We start from the raw sequence: 24,761 nt of genomic DNA, 5'->3' as shown, positions 1-24,761 counted from the left end.
CCAGCTTCACGGGCGCTCCAGGGACAGGACCGGCCGGCCGCCCGGCCCGGTGGCGACGTGGACGCGCGCGTCGAAGTGCTTCTCGACGACGGCGCGGGTGAGGACCTCCTCGGGCGTGCCCGCCGCGGCGACCCGCCCGCCGGAGATCAGGACGAGGGCGTCGGCGTACTGCCCGGCGAGGGTCAGGTCGTGGATCGTGGTCACCACGGTCAGCTCGTCCGACAGCCGCAGCTGGTCGACCAGCTCCAGCACCTGCTGCTGGTGGCCGATGTCGAGCGCGGTCGTCGGCTCGTCCAGCAGGAGGACCGAGGTCTGCTGCGCGAGGGCGCGCGCCAGCACGACCCGCTGCCGCTCGCCGCCGGAGAGGTGGTCGAGGGGACGGGCCGCGAAGCCGGTGAGGTCCAGGCGGTCGAGGACCTCCTCGACGATGGCGCGGTCGCGGGCGCTCTCCCGCCCGAGGTGCGGGATGTAGGGGGAGCGTCCGAGAAGGGTGTAGTCGTACACGGTCATGCCGACGGGGAGGTTCGGGGCCTGCGCCGCGTAGGCGACCTTGCGGGCCCGCTGCCTCGGTTTGAGCTTCTGGAGGTCCTCGCCCGCCACGCTGATCCCGCCGCGCGAGGGCACGAGGCCGAGGACCGCGCGCAGCAGCGTCGACTTCCCGGCGCCGTTCGGGCCGATGACCGCCGTCCACGACCCGGCCGGGACGTCCAGCGACACGCCCGCGAGCACGGGGCGGCCGCCGAGCGCGACGTCCAGGTCCCGCACGCTGACCGTCATGTCTCCACCTGCCTGCGGGACGCGCGCAGCACCGCCACGAAGAACGGCCCGCCGATGAACGCCGTCACCACGCCGAGCGGGAGCTCACCGGGGCTGATCAGCGTCCGCGCGACCAGGTCCACCACCTCCAGGAACGCCGCGCCGCCGAGCAGCGACAGCGGCAGCACCACCCGGTAGGAGCCGCCCGCCAGCCGCCGCACGATGTGCGGCACGACGATGCCGACGAACCCGATCAGGCCGCTCACCGCCACCGCCGACGCCGTGGCGAGCGACGCCGCGACCAGCACGGTCAGCCGCACCCGCGGCGCCGACAGGCCGAGGCTCGCCGCCTCCTCGTCGCCGACGCTCAGCACGTCCAGCAGCCGGCCGTGCGCCAGCAGGACGACCGTGGAGACGAGCGCGTACGGGGCGACCAGCGCGAGCTGGTGCCAGTCCGCCGAGCCGACGCCGCCGAGGATCCAGGAGAAGATCCGCTGCAGCTCCTCGGCGTTCATCTGCTGGAGGAACGTCTGCACCGCGGCGAGGAACGACGACACCGCGACCCCGGCCAGGACCAGCGTCGCCGCGCCGTTGCGTCCCGCCGTGCGGCCGAGGGCGTACGCCAGCAGGACGCCGCAGATCGCGCCCGCGAAGGCGGCGAGCGGGACGCCGTAGCCGGGGTCGCCGGGCACCAGGACGATCACCAGCGTCGCCCCGACCCCCGCCCCCGCCGCCGCGCCCAGCAGGTACGGGTCGGCGAGCGGGTTGCGGAACACGCCCTGGTAGCCGGCGCCGGCCATGGCGAGCATCCCGCCGACCAGCGCCGCCATCAGGGCGCGCGGCACCCGCAGCTCGAACAGGACGCTCTCGTCGATCACCCCGAACCCGGAGTCGACGTGCACGAACGGGATCCGGTCGGCGAGCGCCTTCAGGACCCCGGCGACGGGCAGGCCGGCCGCGCCCACCAGCACCCCGGCCAGCAGGGTCGCCGCGAGCAGGGCGGCCGCCACCGCGAGCGGCAGCGGCCGCAGCCTGGCCTGGGCCGGCGCCGCCCGCCGCCGCGCCGGGCGGCGCGGGCGCGTGCCGGTCATGGGCGCGCGTCCCGGAACGCGGGGGTCACTGCACCTTCTGGACGGCGTCGCCGATCGCCTTGACGAACTCGGGCAGGCGGGGCCCCCAGCGGGAGGCGATGTCGTCGTCCAGCTCGACCACGTTCCCGTTCTTCACCGCGTCCAGGTCGGACCAGCCGGGGCGCTTCGCCAGCGCCGCCGCGTTCTGGCCGCAGCACTTGGTGTCGGCGAGGAAGATGAGGTCGGGGTCCTGCTTGAGCACGTACTCGCGGGACAGCTGCGGGTAGCCGCCGGTCGCCTTCTCGGCCTCGTCCGCGACGTTCCGGAGGCCGAACATGCCGTAGACCTGTCCGACGAACGTCTTGGACGTCACCGAGTGCAGCTGGTTGTCGAGCTCGTGGTAGTACGTCAGCTTCTTCGCCGACACGGCCTTGGACGACGCGGCGACCGTCTTCTCGATCTCCGCCTTCATGCCGTCGGTGAGCTTCTTGGCCTCGGCGGCGTGGCCGGTGGCCTGGCCGAGGTCGTTGATCTCGTCGTAGGCGTCGTCCAGTTCGGTCGCGGCCGGCTCCAGCAGGACGGGGATCTTCACCTTCTCCAGCGCCTTCACGACGCCGTTGAGGTCGTCGGACACGACGACGAGGTCCGGCTTGTAGGCGATGATCGCCTCGGCGTTCGGCTTGAAGCCGGACAGCTTCGAGCGCGGCGCCTCCGCCGGGTAGTTCGAGTAGTCGCTGACCGCCACGACCTGCGGGCCGGCGCCGATCGCGAACAGCGTCTCGGTGTGGGTGGGGGAGAGCGAGATGATGCGCTTCGGCCGGGCCGGAACGGTCACCGCGCCGTTCGCCGCCTGGACGACGACGGTCTTCGCGCCGCCCGCCCCGTCCTCGCCGCCCTTGCCGCCGTCGCCGCCGCATGCGGCCGTGACCAGGGCGACACCGATCGCCATCACCGCGCCGAGAGTACGTACGGGTCTCACAGAAGCCTCCAGGCTGCCTGGGAAGCCGCGGCCCGCTCAGGGACGGATCGCCCTTCCACGAGGTCGATAATCGTCGGCGCGCGAAGGAGGCGACCTGGCTCGGCCACTTCGAGAGGGGCACCACAGTTGCGGGACAGCGCCGGGTTCACACCGGACTTCGCTCCTGGGCGCGCAGCACCGCAACGGTATCAGCCACCGAATCCGGATCTGTCCGGATACACCGGAGTGAGCACTCACTTCGGTATTGACGGAGTGAGTGCTCACTCCGTACGGTGGAGCGCATGGAGGCCACGAGCCGGCGCCGCGCGCCGGGAATGAGCCCGCAGCAGCGGCGGGAGATGATCGTGCGGACCGCGCTGCCGCTGGTCGCCGAGCACGGCACCGCCGTCACCACCGGTCAGATCGCCCGCGCCGCCGGCATCGGCGAGGCGACGATCTTCCGCGTCTTCGCCGACAAGGACGAACTGCTGGACGCGTGCGTCGCCGAGGCGCTGCGCCCCGACCACGTCCTCGCGGAGATCGAGGCGATCCCCCTCGACCAGCCGCTGACCGCCCGGCTCACCGAGGCGAGCGCCGCGATCGAGGCCTACCTGGCCCGCATGGGCCTGGTCATCGGCGCCCTCCACGCCACCGGCCGCCCGGCCCGCCGCCTCCCCACCCCCGAACCCCCCGGACGCGACGCCCCGACCGCCGCCCCCAGTGATGACGCCGGTCGCGGGGGGCCGAGCGATGACGCCGGGCGCGGGGGGCCGAGCGGCGACGCCGGGCGCGGAGAGGCGAGCGCTGACCCTGGGCACGGCGCTGCGAGTGCTTCCACCCAGCGAGGCGGGGCGAGCGGGGAGGCCGGTGACGGTGGGGCTGCGGGGGAGGAGGCAGGGCGCGGTGCGCGTGGGGGCAAGGGCCGGGGTGCCGGGGATGCGGGGGGTGACGTCGGGCGCGAGGCGGCGATGAACCGGACGCGGGACGCCATCGCGGAGTTGTTCGAGCCCGAGCGCGACCGGCTGCGGCTGCCTCCCGAGCAGATCGCGAGCCTGTTCATGGGCCTGGCGTTCACCCGCGCGCGTCCGCCCGCCGGTCACGCCGCGTCCAGCCCGTCCATGGAGGAGTACCTGGACGTGTTCCTGCACGGTGCCCTCAAGGAAGGAACCGCCGAATGACGATCAGCCTGAACCACACCATCGTGACCGCCGCCGACAACGACGAGGCCGCCCGCTTCTTCGCCGGCGTGATGGGCCTGGAGTACACGGGCGCGCACCCGCAGGCGCGGCATTTCGTCCCGATCCGGGTGAACGACGGCCTCACCCTCGACTTCCTGACGGTCGCGCACCCGCAGGGCCACCACCTGGCCTTCGACGTCGACGCCGTCACGTTCGACACGGTCGCCGACCGCCTCGACGCCCGCGAGATCCCCTACGGCGACGAGCCCGCGCACGCCGACAACGGGCGCGTGGCCGAGCCCCACCCGCTCGGCGGGCGCGGCCTGTACTTCTCCGACTCCAGCGGCAACCTCTACGAGCTCATCGCGCCGCCGCGGACGTGAGGAACCGCCGGGTGCGCTCGCGGTCCTCGCCCGTCATGTACTCGGCGGCGACGAAATCGGTGACGCCCGCCGCGGCCAGCTCCTCCAGCTTGGCCGCGACCGCGTCCTCGTCGCCGACGACGGCGAGGCCGGCGGGCCCGTCGACGCCCTCCCGGTCCATCATCGCGCGGTAGGACGGCAGGCTCCCGTAGATCTCGAACGTCCGGGCAGCCTGCTCCCGCGCGCGCTCTGGGTCACTCGTGACGCATATGGGCAGTGCGCAGACCACGCGTGGGGCGCCGCGTCCGGCCGCCTTGGCCGCCGCCGTGATGGTGGGCGCGACGTGGTCCCGGACGGTGACGGGGCCGGTCATCCAGAGAACCGTCCCGTCCGCCCTCTCTGCCGCAAGCTTCAGCATCTTCGGGCCGAGCGCGGCCAGCAGCACCGGCACGCGTCCCTCGTTGGGGACGCTCAACCCGATGTTGCCCTGCAGCGTCTCGCCCTTGAAGGACGCGTTCTCGCCGTTCAGCAGAGGAAGCAGCACCGACAGGTACTCGTCCATGTGCCGGAGGGGGCGGCCGTAGTCGTACCCGTACATGTCCTCGATGACGACCTTGTGGGAGAGGCCGATGCCGAGCGTCAGCCGTCCGTCGAGGGCGAGCGCCGCCGTCCGCGCCTGCTGCGCCAGGACGGCGGGGTGGCGCGGGTAGGTCGGCACCACCGCGGTGCCCAGCTCGATCTCCGGGACGCCTCGTCCCGCCACGGCGAGCGCCATGAGGGCGTCCACGCCGAAGATCTGCGAGATCCAGGCCGAGGGGAACCCGTCGTCGGCGGCGCGCCGCACGTCGTCCGCCAGCTTGGCCAGCGCGTCCGCCCCGCCGCGCTCATTGAGCAGAACACCAACCCGCACAACGACCTCCCTTGAACGTGTAATGCGATCCTTACACACCCGCACCACGAAGGCGCGGACTGCCGGCGGACGCCGCGACGCCTGGTGCGGAGGACCTACCCGCCGTCCGGGCCACCGCCTCCCGGCGCGTACATGCGCGCCAGCTCCCGGTCGTTCTCCGCCCACCGGCGATGCCGCGCGGCCGACTGCAGATGCAGCTCGGCCTCCTCCGGATGCGCGGCGGCCATCCCCTCCAGCAGCGCGGCGGCCCGCTCGTGGGCGCGCGCGGAGGACACCATCACCTGGGACGCGTAGTCGTCGGCCTCACGCCGGTGCGACCGGGGCGCCCCAGGGCCGTCCACCGGTCCGTCCGCGCGGGCCGTCACCCGCAGCGCGCGGTCTTCGCCGTCCATGCCCGCCAGCCCGTAACCCGAGACACGTCCGCTACCTACCCAGCAACCCGTCGGTTCAGCCCCGCGCGGCCGGATCGGGGACGCGCCGCCGCATGACCGATCATGGAGGACGTGACGACACCCGAACCTCTCACGCTGTTCACCGCCGACGGCGTCCGGATCGACGCGGGCCATCTGCGGGGCGGCGGCGACGTGTGCTTCGTCCTGGCGCACGGGTTCACCTGCTCGTGGCGGCAGCCCGCCCTCCGCCGGATCGCCGGCGCCCTCAACGCGCGCGGCGGCGTCCTCGCCCTCGACTTCCGCGGCCACGGGCGGTCGGGCGGGCACTCGACGGTCGGCGACCGGGAGGTCCTCGACGTCGACGCGGCCGTCACGGCGGCCCGCCGCCGCGGCTACCGGCACATCGCCGTCACCGGGTTCTCCATGGGCGGCGCCGTCGTCGTCCGCCACGCGGCCCTGCACGGCGGCGTGGACGCGGTGGTCTCCGTCAGCGCGCCGGCCCGCTGGTACTACCGCGGGACGGTGCCGATGCGGCGCGTCCACTGGGTGATCGAACGCCGCCTGGGCCGGCTCGCCGTCCGGCTGGCCCGGGGCACCCGCATCGCCGCGGCGGGCTGGGACCCCGTCCCGGAGGCGCCGCACGAGATCGCCGGACGGATAGCGCCGGTCCCGCTCCTGGTCGTGCACGGCGACGCGGACGCGTTCTTCCCCCTGGAGCACGCCCACCAGCTGTACGGGGCGGCGTCCGAGCCCAAGGAACTGTGGATAGAGCCGGCGTTCGGCCACGCCGAGGTGGCCGCCACTCCGGACCTGATAGAACGCATAGCGAAATGGGCGACAGATGCCGTTTCGCCGTAATCGCTGAAGCGAAGTTATCCACAATTCTTCGGCGCCGCCCGCCCACACGCCCGCCCCGGGCATCCTCGCTTCATGACCTCCGCCGCCCAGGACGGAGGCCAATGCGAAGGAGCCCCGATGAACGCCGTCAACCTCACCTGGAAGCGCACGTCCGCCGACTCGATCGTCCCCGTCGGCCCCGGCGTCTATTTCGTCCCCGCCGAGGGCGATTCCCTCACCGCACGGGCAGCGGCCTTGAGCGGCCTCCTCCCGCATGAAGCCGTCGTGGCCCGCCGAACCGCCGCCTGGATATGGGGGCTGGACGTCTTACCGCCGGGAGTGAACGAGGCCGACTGGGGCGTCGAACTCATAACCCCTACCCCATCCGGCACTGACGTGATCAGCGCCGGCACCGTCGCCTTACCGCCCGATCACGTCCAGGAGCATTCCGGAGTCCGCCTCACGTCCCCGACCCGCACGGCACTGGACTGCGCCCGCTGGCTTCCCCGCCGGGAAGCGGTCGCCGCGCTCGACCAGTTCCTCCGGCGCGGCACCGCCGGCGAGCAGGTCACTGCGATGGCCCGAACCCTGCCCGGCTACCGCGGCAACACGCGATTACGAGAAATCATCCGCCTGTCCGACCGCGGGGCGGCCTCACCGGGCGAGACATGGATCCGCGTCGCCGTCATCGACACCGGCTTCCCACGCCCGCGCACCCAGGTACCGGTGAAAGGCCCGCGAGGCCAACCGCTCTACATCGACCTCGGCTACCCGGAATTCCGAATCGGCCTCGAATACGACGGCGAACGCCACCACACGGGCCGCCGGGCCCGCACCCACGATACGACGCGCCGCCGCTGGCTGGCCAAGGAGATGCGCTGGGAGATCATCCCCGTCACGAAGGACTTCCTCCCCCGCCCGACCCCTTACCTGGAGGCCCTCCTGACCGCACTGCTCCACCGAGGCTGGAACCCCGACAACGCCACCATGGACCGAATCGCCGCACGCCTGGCGACACTGAAACGCCGCCCCCGCTGACTACGGGGCTCAGTCCTGGTCGAGCTGGTTGACCAGACGCTTCGGCGCGATCAGCCGATAACTGTCCTCGATGAGCTCGGCCATCTCGTCCCAGTCATGGTCGACGTCGAGGCGTGCCCCCACCCACCCCTTGCTCCCCACGTACTTCGGAACGAAGAAGCGCTCGGGCCCCTCCGCCACGAGCGCCTCCTGCACACCCGGCCCGGCCTTGAACGTCATCGAGAGCCCGTCCTCGCTGGTCATCACGACCAACTTGTCCCGAACCCGAAAGGAGGGCGCCGTATGCCCCCCGAACGGCTTCTCCACCATCTCCGGCAGCGACAAGCAGATCTCCCGAATCCTCACAAGCGCGTCCAATCCCACCTGCGCCACCCCTCCCGAAACCCAGCAAGCCCGCCAATCCTAAGCAGCCCCTAGGACAGAAAAGCAGCGACGCACCCCGCCCTCGCCGGTCAGGTCCAGGCCGTGCTCACGGGCCTGGGCCACCAGCCGGCCGACCAGCTCCTGATCGACCCCGGCCGCCTGCGCGGCCAGGTTGTCGGACTCGGCCACCACGGCCTCCGTGCTCGCTTCGGGTGTCATGTGTCGCTCCTTGATCAGGAGTTACACCGAAAGCCCTACAGTCCCGCAACGCGCCCGCGCACCCTTCCTCGGGGGGTCGCTAGGAGGACGAGGGATGGGCGCGGCCTTGGGAAGCGGTAGGCCGCGTCCATCCCTCGGTGGTCAGCGGTTATGGAGAGTCTTGGGTTAGGGGGAGTGGGGCGAACGTGTGGGTGCTCCAGAGGGCGCGGGAGTGGTTGTTCGGGTACGGGGTGGTGGTCGGGGTCGTGTCCAGGACGTGGGTTAGGTGCTGTGAGGTGTCGAAGGGGGGCCAGCCGGGGGCGGAGGTTTTGGCGAAGGTCGTCCAGGCTGTGCGGATGGTCGCCGAGAGGGCTGCGGCCTCGGTCGTGTCGGTGATCAGGAAGTCGGCGATGCCGCCGGTGAGGTTGCCCCAGACGAGCGGGACGTCCAGGGCGTGGCAGGCGCCCAGGGGGCCGCCTTGCCATGCGAGTTCGTACAGGTGGACGCGTCCGCCGGCGGTGGCGTGCGCTTCGGCGAGGTGCAGGGTCGGCATTCGGAACAGCCAGTCGGAGAGGACGAGTTCGTAGAGGGTCTCCGGTGAGGCGTCCGGGAAGGTGGCGCGGTAGGCCGCAGGGTCCGGGGCGAAGATCTGCAGGGCGGTGGCGGCCTGGTGGTCGGTGAGGCGGCCCTGCAGCGCGGTGAACAGGCGGTATTCGTCGCGGTTGTGGCCGAGGACCAAGGGGATGTCGCGCGAGGCGCCGGCCTTGACCGCTTCCCACGGGGTTCGCGGCAGCACATCGCCGTCGACGACCGGGGAGAACGGGGTGACGGTGTGGGCGACCTGGCCCCATCGGGGATGGTCCGCCATGGTGGCGATCACCTGGTCGACGATCCGCATCAGGTGGGTCGGGGTGAGTGCGGCGAGGTCCTCCCGGGTGGGGAGGCGCTGGCCTCGGCCGTGCCCTAGGGGGTTCGCGGGGAGTGCGGTGGGGTCGTCTCGCAGGCTGGTGAGTGCCTCGGCGGCGATGACGGAGCCGATGTCGTCCGCGAGAGGCCGGGAGAAGAAGGGGCCCGGGACGCTCTGCATGATCGCCCGGTGGAACAGGCCCTCGGCGCTCGGCATCGCGAGGAGCGCCGCGATCGAACCCGCCCCCGCGGACTCGCCGAAGACGGTGACGTTGCCGGGATCGCCGCCGAACGCCGCGATGTTGGCGTGCACCCAGGTGAGGGCCGCGACCTGGTCGAGCAGGCCGCGGTTCGCGGGGGCGCCCTCGATCTGCCCGAAGCCCTCCATCGCGACCCGGTAGTTGAACGTCACGATGACGACGCCGTCTCGGGACAGGGCGGTGCCGTCGTACTCCGGGGCGGACGCATGCCCGGTGATGTACGCGCCGCCGTAGACCCACACCATGACGGGCAGGCCGGCGCCGCCCGGATCCGGAGTCCAGACGTTGCAGGTCAGCCAGTCGTCACCGGTCGTCTCGGGGACGGCGAGACCGAGCCTGGACGACTGCGGCGGGGGAGGGCCGAACCTGGTCGCGGGGCGGACGCCGTCCCAGGGCTCGGGCGGCTCCGGCGCGGCGAAGCGCAGCGCGCCGACCGGCGGGCGCGCGAACGGGATGCCGCGGAAGACGGTGATCCCGTCCTCGCGCACGCCGCGCACGCCGCGCACGCCGCGCACGGCGCCGGTCGCGGTGGCGGCCTCGGCCACGTCCCTGGTCATGGATCACCTGTCTCCGGGAGGGGTGTGTCGTGATCCTTTCTGGCGGCGGGGGTTCGGGGAGCCGGTTCTTCCGCTCGACGGAAGGGCCACTGGCGGCCAGTGGCGGCACCGGTGAAGGTCGTGGGGACGAACGCGTCGGCGGCCGGTGTGAGCCGGGTCAGGCCGCAGCGGGCGGTTGCGCCGGCTTGGGGCGGCCGGCGCGGGTGGGCGCGGGACCGTTCGGGCGCCGGTGGCAGGTCCGCCCGGCGGGGGAGTTGGGAGTGCCGTTGCGGGGCGGCCGTTCGAGAAGGGTCGTGCCTGGTGGTTGACCGCATGTCGCCGGATGGAGGGCTTGTGGAGGTCGTCGTCGATGCAAGGACGGTCCTCGCCGACGATGTCGTCGGGCTGACGTTGCGTGCGGCGGACGGCGGTGACCTGCCGGCCTGGCGGCCCGGAGCGCACATCGACGTGCTGCTCGGTGACGACCTCGTCCGGCAGTACTCGCTGTGCGGGGATCCGGGCGACACCCGGACGTGGCGGATCGGCGTCCTCAAGGAGGGCCCGGGGTCCACGGCCGTGCACGAGCGGGTCCGGCCGGGGGATCGGCTCACGGTCCGCGGGCCGCGCAACAACTTCGCGCTCGAGGACGCACCCCGGTACGTCTTCCTCGCCGGCGGCATCGGCATCACGCCGATCCTGCCGATGGTCGCCGCCGCCGAGGCGGCCGGCGCCGACTGGCGGCTGCACTACGGCGGGCGGCGGCGCTCCGCCATGGCGTTCGTCGACGAACTGTCCCCGTTCGGCGAGCGAGTCGAGATCCGGCCCCAGGACGAGTTCGGGCTGCTGGACCTCGACGGCATCCTGGCCGGCCTCGCGCCGGACGCGCTCGTCTACTGCTGCGGTCCGGAGCCGATGCTCGCGGCGGCCGAGGAGCGGTGCGCCGCGCTGCGCACCGAGCGGTTCTCCCCGAAGCCGGTCACCGGGCCGGAGGAGGCGTTCGAGGTCGAGTTGTCGCTGAGCGGCCGCACCCTGCGGATCGAACCGGGCCACTCCATCCTGGAGACCGTGGAGAAGGCGGGCGTCAGCGTCCTGTCGTCCTGCCGCGAGGGGACGTGCGGGACCTGCGAGACCCCCGTCCTCGAAGGCGAGCCCGACCACCGGGACTCCGTGCTGACCGAGGCGGAGCGCGCGGACGGCGGGTTCATGATGATCTGCGTGTCGCGCGCCCGCGGGCCCCGCCTCGTCCTCGAACTCTGAGCGGTCAGCCGGGGTGGAGGGCGCGGCGGAGGGCGCCGAACCGGTCGGCGTTCATGCGCTTCGTCACCGCCGCGTCCGGCACGAGCGTGGAGCCGTGGAACGTGCCCGGATAGTGGTGGATCTCGGTCGGGACGCCCGCCTGGACGAGCCGCTGCCCGTAGGCCAGCCCCTCGTCGCGCAGCGGGTCGAACTCGCAGGTGGTGACGTAGGCGGGCGGCAGCCCGGACAGGTCCTCCGCGCGGGCGGGCGCCGCGTACGGGGACACTCCGGCGGTGCCGCGGACGCCTTCGCCGAGGTAGTAGTCCCAGCTCAGCTCGGCGTTGGGGCGGTGCCAGATCGGCGTGTCGGTGTAGGCGCGCATCGACGGGGTGTCGAGCCGGTCGTCCAGCTCGGGGATGCCGAGGAACTGGAAGCACAGGGCGGGCCCGCCGCGGTCCTGGGCCAGCAGCGCGACCGCCGCGGACAGCCCGCCGCCCGCGCTCTCACCGCCGACCGCCAGCCGGTCCGGGTCGACGCCGAGGTCGCCGGCGTGCGCGGCCGTCCAGGACAGCGCGGTGTAGCAGTCCTCCAGCCCGGCGGGGAAGGGGTGCTCGGGCGCCAGCCGGTACTCGACCGACACCACCACGGCGCCGACCTCGGCCGCGATGCTCGCCGCGTCGTCGTGGTACAGGTCGACGCTGCCGAGGGCGAACCCGCCGCCGTGGATGAACACGAGTCCGGGGAGGACGCCGTCGTGCTCCGCCGGCCTGAAGATCCGGACCGGGACGCCGGGCTCGCCCGGAACCGTGACATCGCGGGTCTCGATCGGGACCGGCGGCGTGTACGCGGGCCTGTTCCCGAACATCTCCGCCTCCTCCCGGCGGACCTTCGCGATATCGGCGATCGAGAGATGCGGGATCATCGGGATCCACGGGACGAGTTCCGGATCGTAGGCGTAGGTCACCACGGGCTCCTCTCGCGCGGCGTGCGCCCCCAGTGTCCGGCGTCCGGGCCCGCCTGCCCAGCCGCCATCCGCCGGAGAAAACCGGCGCGAAGGCCGCCGACCGTCGGGTGCCGTACGCTGCCGTCATGAAGGGCCTGCTCCTGCGGCTTTCGGCGCTGGACGCCGATGCGGAGAACGCCGTCCGGGTGATCAGCTTCTTCGACGGACTGATCGCGGCGAAGGTCAGCCCGCAGACCCTCGTCCGCGAGACCGCCCGGCTCGCCGAGTGCCCCGCCGGCCTCGCCGACCCCGCCACCGGCCTGACCTTCCGCGCCGACCCAGCCCCCCGACCCCCCACCCCGACCGACGTCCCACGCGACATGCGAGTTGGTGTCCCGGGTGACGCTCCAACCGCCGCCCTGAGCGATGACCCGCGCGACGACCCGCGCGGCGTGCCGGGGGGCGTGCCGGGCGATGACCTGCGCGGTGTGCCGGGCGGCGTGCTGGGCGGTGGCCTGCGTGATGACCCGCGCGGTGTTTCGCGTGGTGCCTTCGTCAGTGTTTTGGGTGGGGTGGCTGGTTTTGTGGGTGGGGTGGTTCGGGAGATTTCTGGGGCGGGGTGCGTGTGGCTTGGGAGGAGTGAGGCGCTGCCGCTTGATGAGTTGGTGTTGGAGCGGTTCGCGATTGCCGCGCGGTTGCTGTTGGAGGCCGCGCCGCGGGAGGGGGGTGGCGGGCTTGTCGAACTGGTCCTCTCGGAGGACGTTGGGGAGCTTGAACGGTGCCGGGCGCTGCGGTTGTTGAACGTTGAACCCGCTGAGCGGGTGCGCGTGCTGGTTGTTGAGGGGAAAGTCCCGGACGGGGTGCGCGGGATTGGTGCGCATGCCGTGTCGCTTGGACGCGTCCATGCCGTCTTCGTTAGGGCGCTGCCTGAGCGGTTTCCGCGTGGTGTCCGCGTCGGGGTCGGGGGCGCGCTGCCCGCCGTCGAGGCGCCCGCGTCGTTGCGGCAGGCCCGTACCGCGCTGCGCTTCGCCGGGATGGGGTCCGACGTCGTCCATTACGACGGGCTCGGCGCGCTCGCGGTCGTCGCCGCGCGGATGCGGGACGAGGACATCGCCGCCGTCCCGGACGTGGCCGCGCTGGACGCGCTCGCCGCCGAGCCGAACGGGCCGGGCACCCTCGCCGTCCTCGCCGCGTTCTGCGCGACCGGCTCCGCCCGCCGGGCGGCCGTCCGGGTGCACCGGCACCACAGCACGATCGCCGCCCGCCTCGCGCACGCCGAGGCGCGGCTCGGGTTCTCGTTCTCGACGCCCGATGGGCGGCGCCGGCTGGACCTGGCCGTCACGCTGCGGCACCTGCGCGACCGGCCGGAGTGACGGCGGGCCCTTGACAGATCTGTGCCCCGGGACGTTATTGCACGACTGATCGTCAATAGGCAACCTCTGAACCATGGGAGACGCGAGTAACACCGTTCTCGTCCGGGCTCCCGCCGCACCGCGCGGACGCGGGAGGCGGCGATGAGCTTCTCCGAATACCTCTCCGAACGCTGGCCCGAGATCGCCCGGCTGGCCGCCGAGCACGCCGAGGTCGTCCTGATCGCCGTCGCCCTCGCCGCCGTGATCGGGATCGGGCTCGGCATCGCCGTCGAGGGCCGCCCGCGCGCCAGGGGGCTCGCCCTCGGCGTGGCGGGCACCATGCTGACCGTCCCGTCCCTGGCGCTGTTCGGCCTGCTCATCCCGCTGTTCGGGCTGGGCCTCGCGCCGACGATCACCGCGCTGGTGCTGTACGCGGTGTTCCCGATCCTGCGCAACACCATCACCGGGCTCGACGGCGTGCCGGGCCCGGTGGAGGAGGCGGCCCGCGGCATGGGGATGGGCCCGGCGGCCCGCATGCTGCGGATCAGGCTCCCGCTGGCCTGGCCGGTCGTGCTCACCGGCGTCCGGGTGGCCACCATCATGACGGTCGCGATCGCCGCGATCGCCGCCGCCGTCGCGGGCCCCGGCCTCGGCGGGCTGATCTTCGGCGGGCTGGCCCGGATCGGCGGGGCGAACGCGCTGAACGACACCCTCGCCGGGACGCTCGGCGTCGCCGTCCTCGCGCTCGTCCTGGACCTGCTGTTCGTCGCGCTGTCCCGCCTCACCACCGCCAGGGGGCTGCGATGACCGGGCCCGCCGCCGCCGAGATCGGCGAGGACGCCGCACCGGAGCGCCCGGAGATGATCCGCCTGGAAGGGGTGAGCAAGCGCTACCCCGGCCAGGACGCCCCGGCGGTCGACGACCTCACGCTCGGCGTCCGGGAGGGCGAGATCGTCGTGCTGCTGGGGCCGTCCGGCTGCGGCAAGACGACCACGCTGCGGCTGATCAACCGGCTGATCGAGCCGACCGCGGGCCGGATCCTGCTCGGCGGCGAGGACGTCACCCGCGCCGACCCCGACGAGCTGCGGCGCCGCATCGGCTACGTCATCCAGCAGGTCGGGCTGTTCCCGCACATGACGATCGCCGCGAACATCGGGGTCATCCCGCGCACGCTCGGCTGGCCGAAACGGCGCGTGCGGGACCGCGTCGACGAGCTGCTCGACATGGTCGGGCTCGACCCCGGCACCTACCGGGGCCGGTACCCGAAGGAGCTGTCGGGCGGGCAGCAGCAGCGCGTCGGGGTCGCCCGCGCGCTCGCCGCCGACCCGCCCGCGATGCTGATGGACGAGCCGTTCGGCGCGATCGACCCCATCACGCGGGAACGGCTCCAGGACGCGTTCCTGGAGCTCCAGGCCAGGATCGGCAAGACGATCGTGCTCGTCACCCACGACCTCGGCGAGGCGCTCAAGCTCGGCGACCGGATCGCGATGCTCGGGCAGCGGGCGAGGCTCGTCCAGTACGACGTGCCCGCGGCGATCCTCGCCGAACCGGCCGACGAGTTCGTCGCGTCGTTCGTCGGGACGGGCGCGGCGATGCGGCGGCTCCGGCTGGTCGAGGCCGGCTCCATCGCGCTGCGCCCCGCCGGGCCCGGCGATCCCGGCGGCGCGACCGTCCGGTCCGGCCAGTCGCTGTACGAGGCGCTGGACGCGATGCTGCGAGCCGGGACGGAGACCGCGACCGTCCTGGACGAGGACGGACGCCCCGCCGGCACGATCTCCTGGTCCACGATCGTCCGCGAGACGCCTTCCAAGGGCGGCGGACGATGACCGTCACCGCCGTCCCCGAGCGGGCGGCGTCCGGAGAGGAGGCGCGCGGGCGGACGGGCCTGCTGGTCACACCGGTCTTCCTCCTCGCGGTGTGCGCGGCGCTCTACCTCTACCTGCGCGGCCTCGACCTCGACCCGATCGAGCGCCGCTCCATCAACCGGACCGAGATCGTCCACCAGTTCGGCGAGCACATCCGGCTGGTCGCGGTGTCCACGGCGCTCGTCCTCGCGATCGCGATCCCGCTCGGCGTGCTGCTGACCCGGCCGCGGCTGCGCCGGCTGTCCGCCCCGTTCCTCGCGCTCGCCAACGCGGGGCAGGCCGTCCCGTCCATCGGGGTGCTGGTGCTGCTCGCCGTCACGGTCGGCATCGGCTTCCAGAAGGCGGTGATCGCGCTCATCCTCGTGTCCGCGCTGCCGGTGCTGCGGAACACGATGGTCGGCCTGCAGGGCGTCGACCGGTCGCTCATCGACGCCGGGCGCGGCATCGGCATGTCCAGGACGGCGGTGCTGTTCCGCGTCGAGCTGCCGCTCGCCGTCCCGGTGATCCTGGCGAGCGTCCGCGTCGCGGTGATCCTGAACGTGGGCAGCGCGACGCTCGCGGCGTTCACCAACGCGGGCGGGCTCGGCGACCTGATCAACACCGGCATCGCGCTGAACCGCACCCCGATCCTGCTGACCGGCAGCGTCCTCACGGCCGTGCTCGCCATGGCCGCCGACTGGCTCATCGGACTCGTCGAGCACGTCCTGCGCCCCCGCGGCCTGTGAACCGCGAGGGGTCGAACCCCTGAGGAGAGTCACCCATGCGCTTGCTCCCGTCCGGAACCTCCCGCATTGCCGCGTCCGTCGCCGCCTCCGTCGCCACCCTCGCCCTGACCGCCGGATGCTTCAGCTCCAGCGGCACCGAGGCCAAGGCGGGCAGCCTGGCCGAGGGCAACTCGCTGAAGGGCGCCACGCTCACCGTCGGGTCCAAGGAGTTCACCGAGCAGCTCGTCCTGTGCCAGGTCACCGCGCTCGCGCTGCGGTCGGCGGGCGCGACCGTCCACGAGAAGTGCGGCCTGCAGGGCAGCAACACCACGCGCGCGGCGCTGACGTCCGGCAGCATCGACATGTACTGGGAGTACACGGGGACGGCCTGGATCAACTACCTGAAGCAGACCGAGCCGATCGGCGACCCGGCCGCGCAGTACAAGGCGGTCGCCGAGCAGGACCTGGCGAAGAACCAGGTCAAGTGGCTTGGGGCGGCGCCCGCGAACAACACCTACGCCATCGCCGTGAAGACGGCGACCATGCGGCAACTCGGCATCGAGAATCTGTCGGACTATGCGGCGCTGGCCAAGCGCGATCCGTCGAAGGCGTCCACCTGCGTGGCGAGCGAGTTCGCCGGACGCAGCGACGGGTGGCCCGGCCTCCAGAAGGCGTACGGGTTCACGCTCCCCAAGGCGAACGTCGCGACATTGGCCGAAGGCGCCATCTACGACGCCATCGGGAAGGGCGATCCCTGCAATTTCGGGGAGGTCGCCACGACGGACGGACGCATCAAGGCGCTGGCTCTGACGCCCGTTCCGGACGACAAGAGCTTCTTCCCCGTCTACAACCCGGCTCTCACCGTCCGGGACTCGGTCTACCGGAAGAACCCCGCCATCGGGAAGATCGCGGACCCGATCGCGGCGGCGCTGACGGACTCGGTTCTGCAAGAGCTCAACGGCGAGGTCGATATCAAGGGCAAGCAGCCCGCGGAGGTCGCCGAGACGTGGCTCCAGTCCAAGGGGTTCATCGGAAAGTGAGGGAAACGCGGGCCGGGATGCCGATTGCCGGGTCCCGGCCGCCCCGCCGCACTACGCTGAGCAGCACATATCGCCACAGTGAAGGGCATGGCGCATGAACCGCAGTGAACTGGTCAAGGCCGTGGCGGAGCGCGCGGGGAGCGACGAGTCCGCCGCCCGCCGGCACGTGGACGCCGTGTTCGACACCGTGATGGACCGCGTGTCCGCCGGGGAGCGCGTCATCGTGACCGGGTTCGGGACGTTCGACAGCTTCGCCCGCCCGGCCCGCAGCGCCCGCAACCCGCGCACCGGGCTGCCGGTCGAGGTGCCCGCCGCGCAGGTGCCGCGGTTCCGCACCGGGCAGACGTTCCGCAACCGCGTCGCCGGCGACGCCCCCGGCCCGGCGCCCGCCGTGGAGCCCGCCGCCGCCCCGGAGGCGGAGGCCGCGGTGACGGTGGCGATCGAGGCCGAGGCGCCGGCCGCGAAGAAGCCCAAGGCCGGCAAGAACGGAAAGAACGCCAAGGACGGAAAGGGCGCCAAGAAGGCCAAGAGGAACGCCGAGCCGGCGAAGCCCTCCGCGAAGGCCGAGGCGGTCGCCTCCCTGCCCGCGAAGGACGGCAAGAACGCCAAGAACGCCAAGAGCGCCAAGGGCTCGAAGAAGAAGGCGGGCAAGGCGAAGGACCGCGTCAAGGCCGGCAAGTAGCACGCCGGCAAGTAGCAAGCCGGCGAATAACAGTCAGTGGAGGGGGAAGCCCAGTTCGCGGCCCTCGTCGCGTAGTGCGTCGCGTGCGGCCGGGTGCGCCACCCGGTCGACGATCTGCTGGGCCTGCGACAGCGCGTCCCGGCCCCAGATCGTGGCGGTGCCCTGCTCGCTCACGATGAAGCTGTGCTGGAACGAGGTGACCGGCCCCGACAGCCGCGGGATGACCGTGGACACGTCCGCCTTCGGGTGCCAGGACGGGAGCGCGATGACCGCCCGGCCGCCGGGGGAGTGCAGCGCGCCCACCACGAAGTCGGTCTGCCCGCCGAACCCCGAGTAGATCACCCCGCGCACCCGGCTGGCGTTGGCCTGCGCGTACAGGTCGACCTGGAGCGCCGAGTTCACCGACACCAGCCGGGGCCGCCGCGCGATCAGGCTCGGGTCGTTGGTCTTCTCGGTGCGCAGCATCCGGACGCGCTCGTTGCGGTCGGCCCAGTCGTAGAGCTCCTCGCCGCCGAAGGCGAACGAGGCGGTGATCGGCGTGTCGGGGTCGAGCGCCCCGGCCTTCTCCAGCGCGAGGACGCCGTCGCTGAACATCTCCGACCAGATCCCGAGGCCGCGGCGGTCGAGCAGGGAGGCGAGCACCGCGTCCGGGACGGCGCCGATGCCGAGCTGCAGCGTCCCCCGCTCGGGGACGAGCGCCGCCACCCGGCCGCCGATCTCGCGGGCGACGTCGCCCGGCGGGCGCGGCACCGGGCTCGCGAGGGGCTCGTCCGACTCGATCGCGTAGTCGATCTCGTCGACCGTCATGACGGCGTCCCCGAAGGTGTGCGGCATCCGCGGGTTGAGCTGGGCGATGACGAGCCCGCCGCGGGCCCGCACCGCCTCCACGGCGGCGGGCAGGATGTTGACCTCGATGCCGAGGGACACGGTCCCGTCGCGCGGCGTGGACGTCTGGACGATCACGACGTCGGGCGGCAGCGGCCCCTTCAGCAGGTTCGGGACGAGCGACAGCCGCGACGGGAAGTACCGCAGGTTCGCCTTGCCCCGCATGCCGGCACCGACGAACGGCGTCTCCAGGTCCACGCCGTCGCGCTCCGGCAGGTCGCCCTGCGCGTTCAGCATGAACAGCCGGTACTCGGCGGCGGCCCCGTCCAGGACGGCGAGGGCGCGGCGCGGGGCGGCGAAGTTGCCGCCCGCGACCACGCGCGGCCGTCCCGGCAGGCCCGCGAGGACGGCGCCGAGGTGGGATTCGGATATGACGCGCATCAGGCATGCCCCCGGGCGGTGGTCTCCCGGATCGACACGCGGGTGACGCCGGGTACGGTGCGGGCGAGGATGTCGGCGATCCGGCGGGCGGGCTCGTCCGCGCCGCCGCCGCTCAGTTCGACGGCGCCGTCGCGGACGGACACGTCCCAGTGCCGCCCGTCCGGTCCGTACTCGCCGATCGCGGCGAGCACGTCGTCGCGGATGCGGGCGTCGCCGCGGGCGAGGATCGCGATGAGGTCGCGGCGGCTGACGATGCCGACGAGCCCGGAGTCGGCCACCACCGGGACGCTCTTGATCCGCGTCCGCATCATCGTGTCGGCGAGCGTCGCGACGTCCGTGGTGGGCCGCGCGGTCTCGACGTCGCGGGTCATGACCTCCTCCACCAGGCGCGGCGCGGGGGCGTCGGTCGTGGCGACCGGCCGGGCGAAGGCGCGCGGGTCCCGCTCGAACACGCCGCGCAGGAGGTCCATCTCGCTGACGATGCCGACGAGCCGCCCGGCGCCGTCCACGACGGGCAGGGCGGTGATCGCGTGCTCGTGCAGGACGCGGATCGCCTGGCGGATCGTGGCGGACGGCGGGACCGTGACGACGGGCGAGGTCATCGCCTCCCGGACCAGCATGGCCTCTTCTCCTTCCGGCGAGGACGCCGTTCACCTACCCGGGCGGGACGGTCCCGACCCTGCCCGTCCATGATCGTCCGTCGTGCCGGCCGGGGCCCAGGGCCGAACGTCCCGATCCCGGGCCCCGGCCGGGCTAGACGACGATGCTCAGCAGCAGGACGAAGACCAGCCCGCACACCGAGACGACGGTCTCCATCAGCGACCACGACTTGACGGTCTGCCCGACGCCGAGCCCGAAGTACTCCTTCACCAGCCAGAAGCCCGCGTCGTTGACGTGCGAGAAGAACAGCGAGCCGGCGCCGATCGCGAGCACGAGCAGCGACGTCTCGCCGCTGTCCAGCGACCCGGTCAGCGGGGCGAGGATGCCGGCGGCGGTGACGGTCGCGACGGTCGCCGAGCCGGTGGCGAGCCGGATCAGGACGGCGACCAGCCAGGCGAGGAACAGCACCGAGAAGCCGCTGTCCTTGACCCAGTCGGCGACCAGCTCGCCGATCCCGGTCGCGATCAGCGTCTGCTTGAAGCCGCCGCCGGCCGCCACGATCAGCAGGACCCCGGCGATGGGCGGCAGCGACTCGGTCAGCGACGCCGAGATCGACCGCCGGTTCATGCCGGCGCCGAGGCCGAACGTGAACATGCCGACGACGACCGCGATGAGCAGCGCGATCAGCGGGGTGCCGAGGTTGTCGAGGACGGTGCGGACGCCGTCGCCCTCGTCCAGGGTGATGTCGGCGATGGCCTTGCCCAGCATCAGCACCACGGGCAGGAGGACGGTGGCCAGCGTGATGGGGAAGGACGGGCGGTGCCGCAGGATCTCGTCCTCGGCGCTCTTCCCCTCCTCCTCGGCCCGGTCGATGTAGAGGTGGGGCGGCATGACGTCCACCCAGCGGGCCGCGTACCGGGCGAACACCGGCCCGGACAGCGCGATCGTCGGGATCGCGACCAGCACGCCGAAACCGAGGGTGAGGCCGAGGTCGGCCTTGAGCGCGTCGATGGCGACGAGCGGGCCGGGGTGCGGCGGGACGAGCCCGTGCATCGCCGACAGGCCGGCGAGCGCCGGGATGCCGACCGCGATCAGCGACAGCCCCGAGCGGCGCGCCACCAGGAAGATGACCGGCATCAGCAGGACGAGGCCGATCTCGAAGAACATCGGCAGCCCGATCAGCGCGCCGACGAGGGCCATCGCCCACGGGAGGAACGCGCGCCGCGACCGCCCGACGATCGTGTCGACGATCTGGTCGGCGCCGCCGGAGTCGGCCAGCAGCTTGCCGAACATCGCGCCGAGCGCGATGAGCGCGCCGACGCCGGCCGCGGTGTCGCCGAAGCCCTTGCCGAAGGCGTCGATCGCGTCGGACATGGGGAGCCCCGCGATGCCGCCGACCAGCAGCGCGCCGAGCGTGAGGCTCAGGAAGGGGTGGACCTTGAAGTAGGTGATCAGTACGACGATCAGCGCGATGCCGGCGAGGGCCGCCGGCACGAGCCGCCCGCTCGACGCCGCCGGCGCCGCGGCCAGCAGGATCGGGTGCATTCGTCATCCTCCCTGGGAGCGTGGCGAAGATGATGTCTGCCCGAGTGTGACTTTATGACCTGCTCATTACAAGGGGCGGAAGCGAAAAAGCATACTTTTAAGCAAGCGGGACGGCGCTTCGTGTGATGATTGGGCCATGGTGGACCACCCGCAGGCCGGGCTGCACGGCAGCGTCCTCGACCGGCTCGGCACGCTGATCACGTCCGGCGAGCTCGGCGCCGGAGAGGTGCTGCGGATCGAGCAGCTGGAGGACCGGTTCGGCGTGTCCCGCTCGGTGGTGCGGGAGGCGATCCGCGTCCTGGAGTCGATGGGCATGGTCACGAGCCGCCGCCGGGTCGGCGTCACCGTCGCCGAGCGGGCGCGCTGGAACGTGTTCGACCCGCAGATCATCGGCTGGCGGCTGGACGGCCCGGGCCGCGACGAGCAGCTGCGCTCCCTCGGCGAGCTGCGCCGCGGGCTGGAACCGGTCGCCGCCGCGCTCGCCGCCCGCCGCGCCACGCCCGCGCAGTGCGGCGCGCTGACCGGAGCGGTCATGGAGATGGCGGTGCACGGCCGGTCGGGCGACCTGGAGTCCTACCTCACCGCCGACGTCCTGTTCCACCGGACGCTGCTGGAGGCGTCCGGCAACGAGATGATGGCCGCGCTCAGCGGCGTGGTCGCCGCCGTCCTCGCGGGCCGCACCCACCACCACCTGATGCCCGCCCACCCGGAGCCGGCCGCGATCCGCTGGCACGCGGAGGTGGCGCAGGCCGTCCAGGCGGGCGACGCCGACGCCGCCGAGCGCGCCATGCGCGACATCGTCGACGAGGCCACGCGGGCGATGCTGGACGGCGTTGACCAGCACGCCGGTGACGAGAACGGCGGTGGTCAGAACAGCGTCGGCGGCTCCGCCGGCACCGGCTCGGGGAGCGGCTCCACCTCCGGCGCCTGAGCCCGCACCTCGTCGTGGAACCGGCGGGCCAGCGCGAGGGCGTCCGCGTTGTCCGGCGTGTGGACGAACACGGTCGGGGACCGCCCCTCGCGCACCCACTCGGCCGCCTTCTCCACCCAGAACCGCCAGCCCTCGACGGTGCGCTCGGTGTCGTCCCGCCCGAGGTACCGGACGATCGGACGGTCGGTGAGCGCGTCCGACCGGCGCGGCACGCGCGGCTTCTTCGTCCACGCGTCCCGCTCGGCGTCGCTGGTCGGCGGGCTCTGGAAGAAGGCGGTGGTGTCGAACGGGACCCACTCGGCGCCGGCCCGGCCGAGCACCCGCTCCAGGTCGCGCGCGCATCCCGCGTCCTCGAAGAACGCCCGGTGCCGCACCTCGACGGCGCAGCGGTGCGCGGCCGGCAGCCCGCGCAGGAACGCGGCCAGCGTCCCGACGTCCCCGGGGCCGAGCGAGCCGGGCAGCTGGATCCAGAGGGCGTGGGTCCGCGACTCCAGCGGCTCCATCGCCCACAGGAACGACCGCAGCTCCTCGCCGGCCCCGGTGAGCCGCCGCTCGTGCGTGACCGTCTTCGGCAGCTTCACCACGAACCGGAAGTCCGGGGCGGTCTGCTCCGCCCACGACTCCACCGCGCTCCGCGCCGGCGTCGCGTAGAAGGTGGTGTTGCCCTCCACCGCGTCGCACCAGCTCGCGTAGGCGCGCAGCCGCTCGCCCGGCGGCAGCGACGGCGGCAGGAACCGGCCCTGCCACCGCGCGTGCGCCCACATCGCGCACCCCACATGAACCCGCATGCCGCCCGACGCTACCGAACTTCCCGCCGGTGCCGAACGTCCGTCGGTGCCGAGCGTCCCGCGTGCCCGGGACCTTCGGCACTACCCCGGTGCGCCGCCGCGGTCGGAAGCTGGAGTACACGCCACCACGAGCAGAGGAGATGGTCCGGGTGAGGGAGATTCTGGTCGTCCACCGCGAGAACGACGCCTTCGCCGTGCTCGTCCGGGACCACGTGATCCACGTGGACCAGCCGTACTCGGCGGGCGGGATGGACGTCGGGCCGACGCCGCTGGAGCTGTTCGTCGCGGCGCTGGCGGCCAGCGCGGCGCACTACGCGCGCCGGTACCTGTCCAGGCACGGCCTGCCCGCGGCGGGGCTGGAGATCACCGCCGGCTACACGATGAGCCCGACCGTCCCGACCCGCGTGTCGCACGTCGACCTGCGGGTGCGCCCGCCCGCCCGGCTCTCGGCCGTGGAGGTCGACGGGCTGGTCGCCGCCGTCGACCGCTGCACCGTGCACAACTCGATCATCGACGCGCCGCGCATCGGCGTGCACCTGGCGGGCGAGGCCCGCGCCGCCTGACCCCTGTTCCGTTCTTCACGCCGTGCGCCGCCCGGCCCGGTGCGCGGGGCGGCTGCCGAAGCCGGCCAGGACCGTCTCCAGGAGCGGCAGCGCGCGGCCGGCCCGCCTGGCGCGGATGACGAGGTCCCAGGCGGGCTCGAACTTCTTCCAGCCGCCCGCGTAGGCGGCGTGCCGTGCCTTGCCGCGCAGGGTCGGCTTGGTGGCGGCGCCGCGCAGGATGGACCCCCACCGGTAGAAGTCGCGGTAGGCGCGCCAGTAGCCGTCCTCCAGCTGCCGCGCGGTCATCTTCGCGGGCCTGAAGACGACCGTCCGGGTGTCGTACCTGTCCCAGTCGGAGTGGAGGAGCCGGTCGGCCTTCGCCATCCGGTCGTAGAGCCGCGTGCCCGGATACGGGGTCAGGATGTGGAAGGTCGCGGTCTCGATGCCCTGGCCGATCGCCCACTCCACCGTGCGGTCGAAGACGGCGGGGTCGTCCTCGTCCATGCCGAACACGAAGCTGCCGTTGACCATCACGCCGTTGTCGTGCAGCCGGCGGACCACCGCGCCGTAGTCGCGGTCGATGTTCTGCCATTTGCGCTGCTCGGTGAGGTTGCCGGCGTTGACGGTCTCGAACCCGACGAACAGGCTGCGCAGCCCGGACTCGGCGGCCTTCTCCAGCAGCCCGGGACGCAGCACCGCCTTGACCGTCCCCGCCGCCTGCCACAGCCGTCCCATCCCGCGCATCCCGTCGAACAGCGCGGAGGCGAACCGGGCGTTGCCGAACAGGTGGTCGTCCAGGAAGTACAGGTGCCGGCCGGGCAGCCGGTCGATCTCCGCGAGCGCCGCGTCGACGGTCTGGGTGTAGAAGGACTTGCCGCCCTCGAAGAACGCCTCCTTGTAGCAGAAGTCGCACACGTGCGGGCAGCCGCGCGACACCACGATCGAGTTCGGCACCAGGTACCGCTCGCGGGCGATCAGGTCGCGGCGGATCGGCGGCAGCCCCGCGAGCGTCCGCTCGGACGAGTCGTAGCGCGCCGCGGGACGGCCGGCGCGCAGGTCGGAGAGGAAGCGCGGCCAGATGTCCTCGCCCGGACCGCAGAAGACCGTGTCCGCGTGCCGGGCGGCCTCGTCCGGGAGCGAGGTGACGTGCAGCCCGCCCAGGCACACGTGGGCGCCGCGGCCGCGGTACAGGTCGGCCAGCTCGTAGGCGCGCCGCGCCGAGGTGATGTACACCTGGATCACCACGAGGTCGGGCTCGTCGGACGTGTCGACCTTCTGCACGTGCTCGTCGGTGATCGTCACCTCGTCGTCCGGGCCGAGGTACCCGGCGAGCGTGGCGAGGCCCAGCGGCGGGAACAGCGAGTACTTGATCGGCCGGAAGAAGGGCGAGGTCGCCTCGGTCAGGGCCGGCAGGATCATCTTCACGCGCATGCCCCATTGGACGCCGCGGAGCCGCGCCGTTGGCGGTCGCGGTGCGCAGATCGTGTGAAGATCCCGTGCCGG

Annotated in this window: 26 protein-coding genes and 2 pseudogenes; 13 read left to right on the top strand and 15 right to left on the bottom strand. The window is 72.9% G+C overall.

Translation table 11 applies throughout. The annotated features are described in order from the left end of the window. Positions 1–6 precede the first annotated feature (6 nt). Genes ABFX46_RS36225 through ABFX46_RS36215 form a run of 3 tightly spaced genes read right to left on the bottom strand, consistent with a single transcriptional unit; the run spans position 7 to position 2,805 of the window. Positions 7–777 carry an ABC transporter ATP-binding protein gene (locus ABFX46_RS36225; protein ID WP_346048484.1) on the bottom strand — a complete coding sequence of 257 codons (771 nt, stop codon included), beginning with the start codon at positions 775–777 and terminating at the stop codon, positions 7–9. After that, positions 774–1,847, bottom strand: coding sequence for a FecCD family ABC transporter permease (locus ABFX46_RS36220; RefSeq protein ID WP_346048482.1), 1,074 nt, complete (start codon positions 1,845–1,847; stop codon positions 774–776). Before ABFX46_RS36220 ends, ABFX46_RS36225 begins: the two co-directional genes overlap by 4 nt. A gap of 25 nt (positions 1,848–1,872) precedes the next feature. Beyond that, positions 1,873–2,805, bottom strand: a complete 933-nt coding sequence (locus tag ABFX46_RS36215) for an ABC transporter substrate-binding protein (protein ID WP_487046974.1) — start codon at positions 2,803–2,805, stop codon at positions 1,873–1,875. Between the two features lie 281 nt (positions 2,806–3,086). Here ABFX46_RS36215 and ABFX46_RS36210 point away from each other — a divergent pair, with 281 nt between their 5' ends. Together ABFX46_RS36210 and ABFX46_RS36205 are read left to right on the top strand one after the other, a co-directional pair. Next, the gene (locus tag ABFX46_RS36210) at positions 3,087–3,962 is read left to right on the top strand and encodes a TetR/AcrR family transcriptional regulator (protein ID WP_346048481.1); all 876 of its coding nucleotides are present in this window, start codon (positions 3,087–3,089) and stop codon (positions 3,960–3,962) included. After that, the gene (locus ABFX46_RS36205; protein ID WP_346048480.1) at positions 3,959–4,345 is read left to right on the top strand and encodes a VOC family protein; all 387 of its coding nucleotides are present in this window, start codon (positions 3,959–3,961) and stop codon (positions 4,343–4,345) included. Before ABFX46_RS36210 ends, ABFX46_RS36205 begins: the two co-directional genes overlap by 4 nt. Here the strand turns inward: ABFX46_RS36205 and ABFX46_RS36200 are convergent. After that, positions 4,323–5,234, bottom strand: a complete 912-nt coding sequence (locus tag ABFX46_RS36200; RefSeq protein ID WP_346048479.1) for a TIGR03564 family F420-dependent LLM class oxidoreductase — start codon at positions 5,232–5,234, stop codon at positions 4,323–4,325. The genes ABFX46_RS36205 and ABFX46_RS36200 overlap by 23 nt on opposite strands. A 95-nt stretch (positions 5,235–5,329) precedes the next feature. Beyond that, positions 5,330–5,626, bottom strand: a complete 297-nt coding sequence (locus ABFX46_RS36195) for a hypothetical protein (RefSeq protein ID WP_346048478.1) — start codon at positions 5,624–5,626, stop codon at positions 5,330–5,332. A 102-nt stretch (positions 5,627–5,728) separates the two neighbouring features. On the opposite strand from ABFX46_RS36195, the gene ABFX46_RS36190 reads away from it, so the two are divergent. After that, on the top strand, positions 5,729–6,484 hold the full coding sequence (locus ABFX46_RS36190) for an alpha/beta hydrolase (protein ID WP_346048477.1): 756 nt from the start codon (positions 5,729–5,731) through the stop codon (positions 6,482–6,484). Positions 6,485–6,601: 117 nt separating this feature from the next. Beyond that, complete coding sequence (locus tag ABFX46_RS36185; protein WP_346048476.1) at positions 6,602–7,501, top strand: hypothetical protein; 900 nt, start codon at positions 6,602–6,604, stop codon at positions 7,499–7,501. A gap of 9 nt (positions 7,502–7,510) precedes the next feature. On the opposite strand, the gene ABFX46_RS36180 is transcribed toward ABFX46_RS36185, so the two are convergent. The 3 genes from ABFX46_RS36180 to ABFX46_RS36170 all read right to left on the bottom strand — a co-directional run bounded on the left by ABFX46_RS36180 (position 7,511) and on the right by ABFX46_RS36170 (position 9,785). Continuing rightward, the gene (locus ABFX46_RS36180) at positions 7,511–7,846 is read right to left on the bottom strand and encodes an MmcQ/YjbR family DNA-binding protein (RefSeq protein WP_346048570.1); all 336 of its coding nucleotides are present in this window, start codon (positions 7,844–7,846) and stop codon (positions 7,511–7,513) included. Positions 7,847–7,903: 57 nt separating this feature from the next. Further along, complete coding sequence (locus ABFX46_RS36175) at positions 7,904–8,083, bottom strand: hypothetical protein (RefSeq protein WP_346048475.1); 180 nt, start codon at positions 8,081–8,083, stop codon at positions 7,904–7,906. A gap of 148 nt (positions 8,084–8,231) precedes the next feature. Then, complete coding sequence (locus ABFX46_RS36170; RefSeq protein WP_346048474.1) at positions 8,232–9,785, bottom strand: carboxylesterase/lipase family protein; 1,554 nt, start codon at positions 9,783–9,785, stop codon at positions 8,232–8,234. A 333-nt stretch (positions 9,786–10,118) separates the two neighbouring features. Between ABFX46_RS36170 and ABFX46_RS36165 the strand changes: the two genes are divergently transcribed. Continuing rightward, positions 10,119–11,021, top strand: a complete 903-nt coding sequence (locus ABFX46_RS36165; protein WP_346048472.1) for a PDR/VanB family oxidoreductase — start codon at positions 10,119–10,121, stop codon at positions 11,019–11,021. A gap of 4 nt (positions 11,022–11,025) precedes the next feature. Here the strand turns inward: ABFX46_RS36165 and ABFX46_RS36160 are convergent, their stop codons facing one another. Beyond that, positions 11,026–11,964, bottom strand: a complete 939-nt coding sequence (locus ABFX46_RS36160) for an alpha/beta hydrolase (RefSeq protein ID WP_346048471.1) — start codon at positions 11,962–11,964, stop codon at positions 11,026–11,028. A 125-nt stretch (positions 11,965–12,089) separates the two neighbouring features. On the opposite strand from ABFX46_RS36160, the gene ABFX46_RS36155 reads away from it, so the two are divergent. From ABFX46_RS36155 to ABFX46_RS36130, 6 genes are all read left to right on the top strand, one after another. Continuing rightward, positions 12,090–13,316: a helix-turn-helix domain-containing protein gene (locus ABFX46_RS36155; protein ID WP_346048470.1), complete on the top strand. Its 1,227-nt coding sequence runs from the start codon at positions 12,090–12,092 to the stop codon at positions 13,314–13,316. A gap of 141 nt (positions 13,317–13,457) precedes the next feature. Further along, positions 13,458–14,102 carry an ABC transporter permease gene (locus ABFX46_RS36150; protein WP_346048469.1) on the top strand — a complete coding sequence of 215 codons (645 nt, stop codon included), beginning with the start codon at positions 13,458–13,460 and terminating at the stop codon, positions 14,100–14,102. Further along, complete coding sequence (locus tag ABFX46_RS36145; protein ID WP_346048468.1) at positions 14,099–15,121, top strand: ABC transporter ATP-binding protein; 1,023 nt, start codon at positions 14,099–14,101, stop codon at positions 15,119–15,121. Before ABFX46_RS36150 ends, ABFX46_RS36145 begins: the two co-directional genes overlap by 4 nt. Beyond that, a complete protein-coding gene (locus tag ABFX46_RS36140) occupies positions 15,118–15,885 on the top strand; it encodes an ABC transporter permease (RefSeq protein WP_346048467.1) in 768 nt (255 codons plus the stop codon). The genes ABFX46_RS36145 and ABFX46_RS36140 overlap by 4 nt, the downstream gene beginning before the upstream one ends. A gap of 35 nt (positions 15,886–15,920) precedes the next feature. Beyond that, on the top strand, positions 15,921–16,904 hold the full coding sequence (locus ABFX46_RS36135) for a glycine betaine ABC transporter substrate-binding protein (RefSeq protein ID WP_346048466.1): 984 nt from the start codon (positions 15,921–15,923) through the stop codon (positions 16,902–16,904). Between the two features lie 94 nt (positions 16,905–16,998). Then, entirely contained in the window at positions 16,999–17,586 is a 588-nt protein-coding gene (locus ABFX46_RS36130; RefSeq protein WP_346048465.1) for an HU family DNA-binding protein, read from the top strand. A gap of 33 nt (positions 17,587–17,619) precedes the next feature. Here the strand turns inward: ABFX46_RS36130 and ABFX46_RS43645 are convergent. From ABFX46_RS43645 to ABFX46_RS36115, 4 genes and pseudogenes are all read right to left on the bottom strand, one after another. Then, positions 17,620–18,039 (bottom strand): annotated as a pseudogene (locus ABFX46_RS43645) (acetyl-CoA hydrolase/transferase C-terminal domain-containing protein); the annotation flags it as partial. 321 nt (positions 18,040–18,360) lie between these two features. Continuing rightward, positions 18,361–18,636, bottom strand: a pseudogene (locus ABFX46_RS43640) (4-hydroxybutyrate CoA-transferase); the annotation flags it as partial. A 215-nt stretch (positions 18,637–18,851) separates the two neighbouring features. Continuing rightward, positions 18,852–19,472, bottom strand: coding sequence for a CBS domain-containing protein (locus ABFX46_RS36120; RefSeq protein WP_346048463.1), 621 nt, complete (start codon positions 19,470–19,472; stop codon positions 18,852–18,854). A 133-nt stretch (positions 19,473–19,605) separates the two neighbouring features. Continuing rightward, positions 19,606–20,997, bottom strand: a complete 1,392-nt coding sequence (locus tag ABFX46_RS36115) for a GntP family permease (RefSeq protein WP_346048462.1) — start codon at positions 20,995–20,997, stop codon at positions 19,606–19,608. A 136-nt stretch (positions 20,998–21,133) separates the two neighbouring features. Here ABFX46_RS36115 and ABFX46_RS36110 point away from each other — a divergent pair, with 136 nt between their 5' ends. Beyond that, positions 21,134–21,928: a FadR/GntR family transcriptional regulator gene (locus ABFX46_RS36110; RefSeq protein ID WP_346048461.1), complete on the top strand. Its 795-nt coding sequence runs from the start codon at positions 21,134–21,136 to the stop codon at positions 21,926–21,928. Here the strand turns inward: ABFX46_RS36110 and ABFX46_RS36105 are convergent. Next, positions 21,865–22,716, bottom strand: coding sequence for a DUF72 domain-containing protein (locus tag ABFX46_RS36105; protein WP_346048460.1), 852 nt, complete (start codon positions 22,714–22,716; stop codon positions 21,865–21,867). The two genes, ABFX46_RS36110 and ABFX46_RS36105, sit on opposite strands and share 64 nt — an antisense overlap. Before the next feature lie 149 nt (positions 22,717–22,865). Between ABFX46_RS36105 and ABFX46_RS36100 the strand changes: the two genes are divergently transcribed. Further along, a complete protein-coding gene (locus ABFX46_RS36100; protein WP_346048459.1) occupies positions 22,866–23,279 on the top strand; it encodes an OsmC family protein in 414 nt (137 codons plus the stop codon). A gap of 15 nt (positions 23,280–23,294) precedes the next feature. On the opposite strand, the gene ABFX46_RS36095 is transcribed toward ABFX46_RS36100, so the two are convergent. Beyond that, complete coding sequence (locus ABFX46_RS36095; protein WP_346048458.1) at positions 23,295–24,689, bottom strand: B12-binding domain-containing radical SAM protein; 1,395 nt, start codon at positions 24,687–24,689, stop codon at positions 23,295–23,297. Positions 24,690–24,761: the final 72 nt, after the last annotated feature.

The organism is Actinomadura chokoriensis (assembly GCF_039529475.1).
Taxonomy (GTDB): domain Bacteria; phylum Actinomycetota; class Actinomycetes; order Streptosporangiales; family Streptosporangiaceae; genus Spirillospora; species Spirillospora bangladeshensis.
This window is presented reverse-complemented; position numbering and strand designations above follow the sequence as displayed.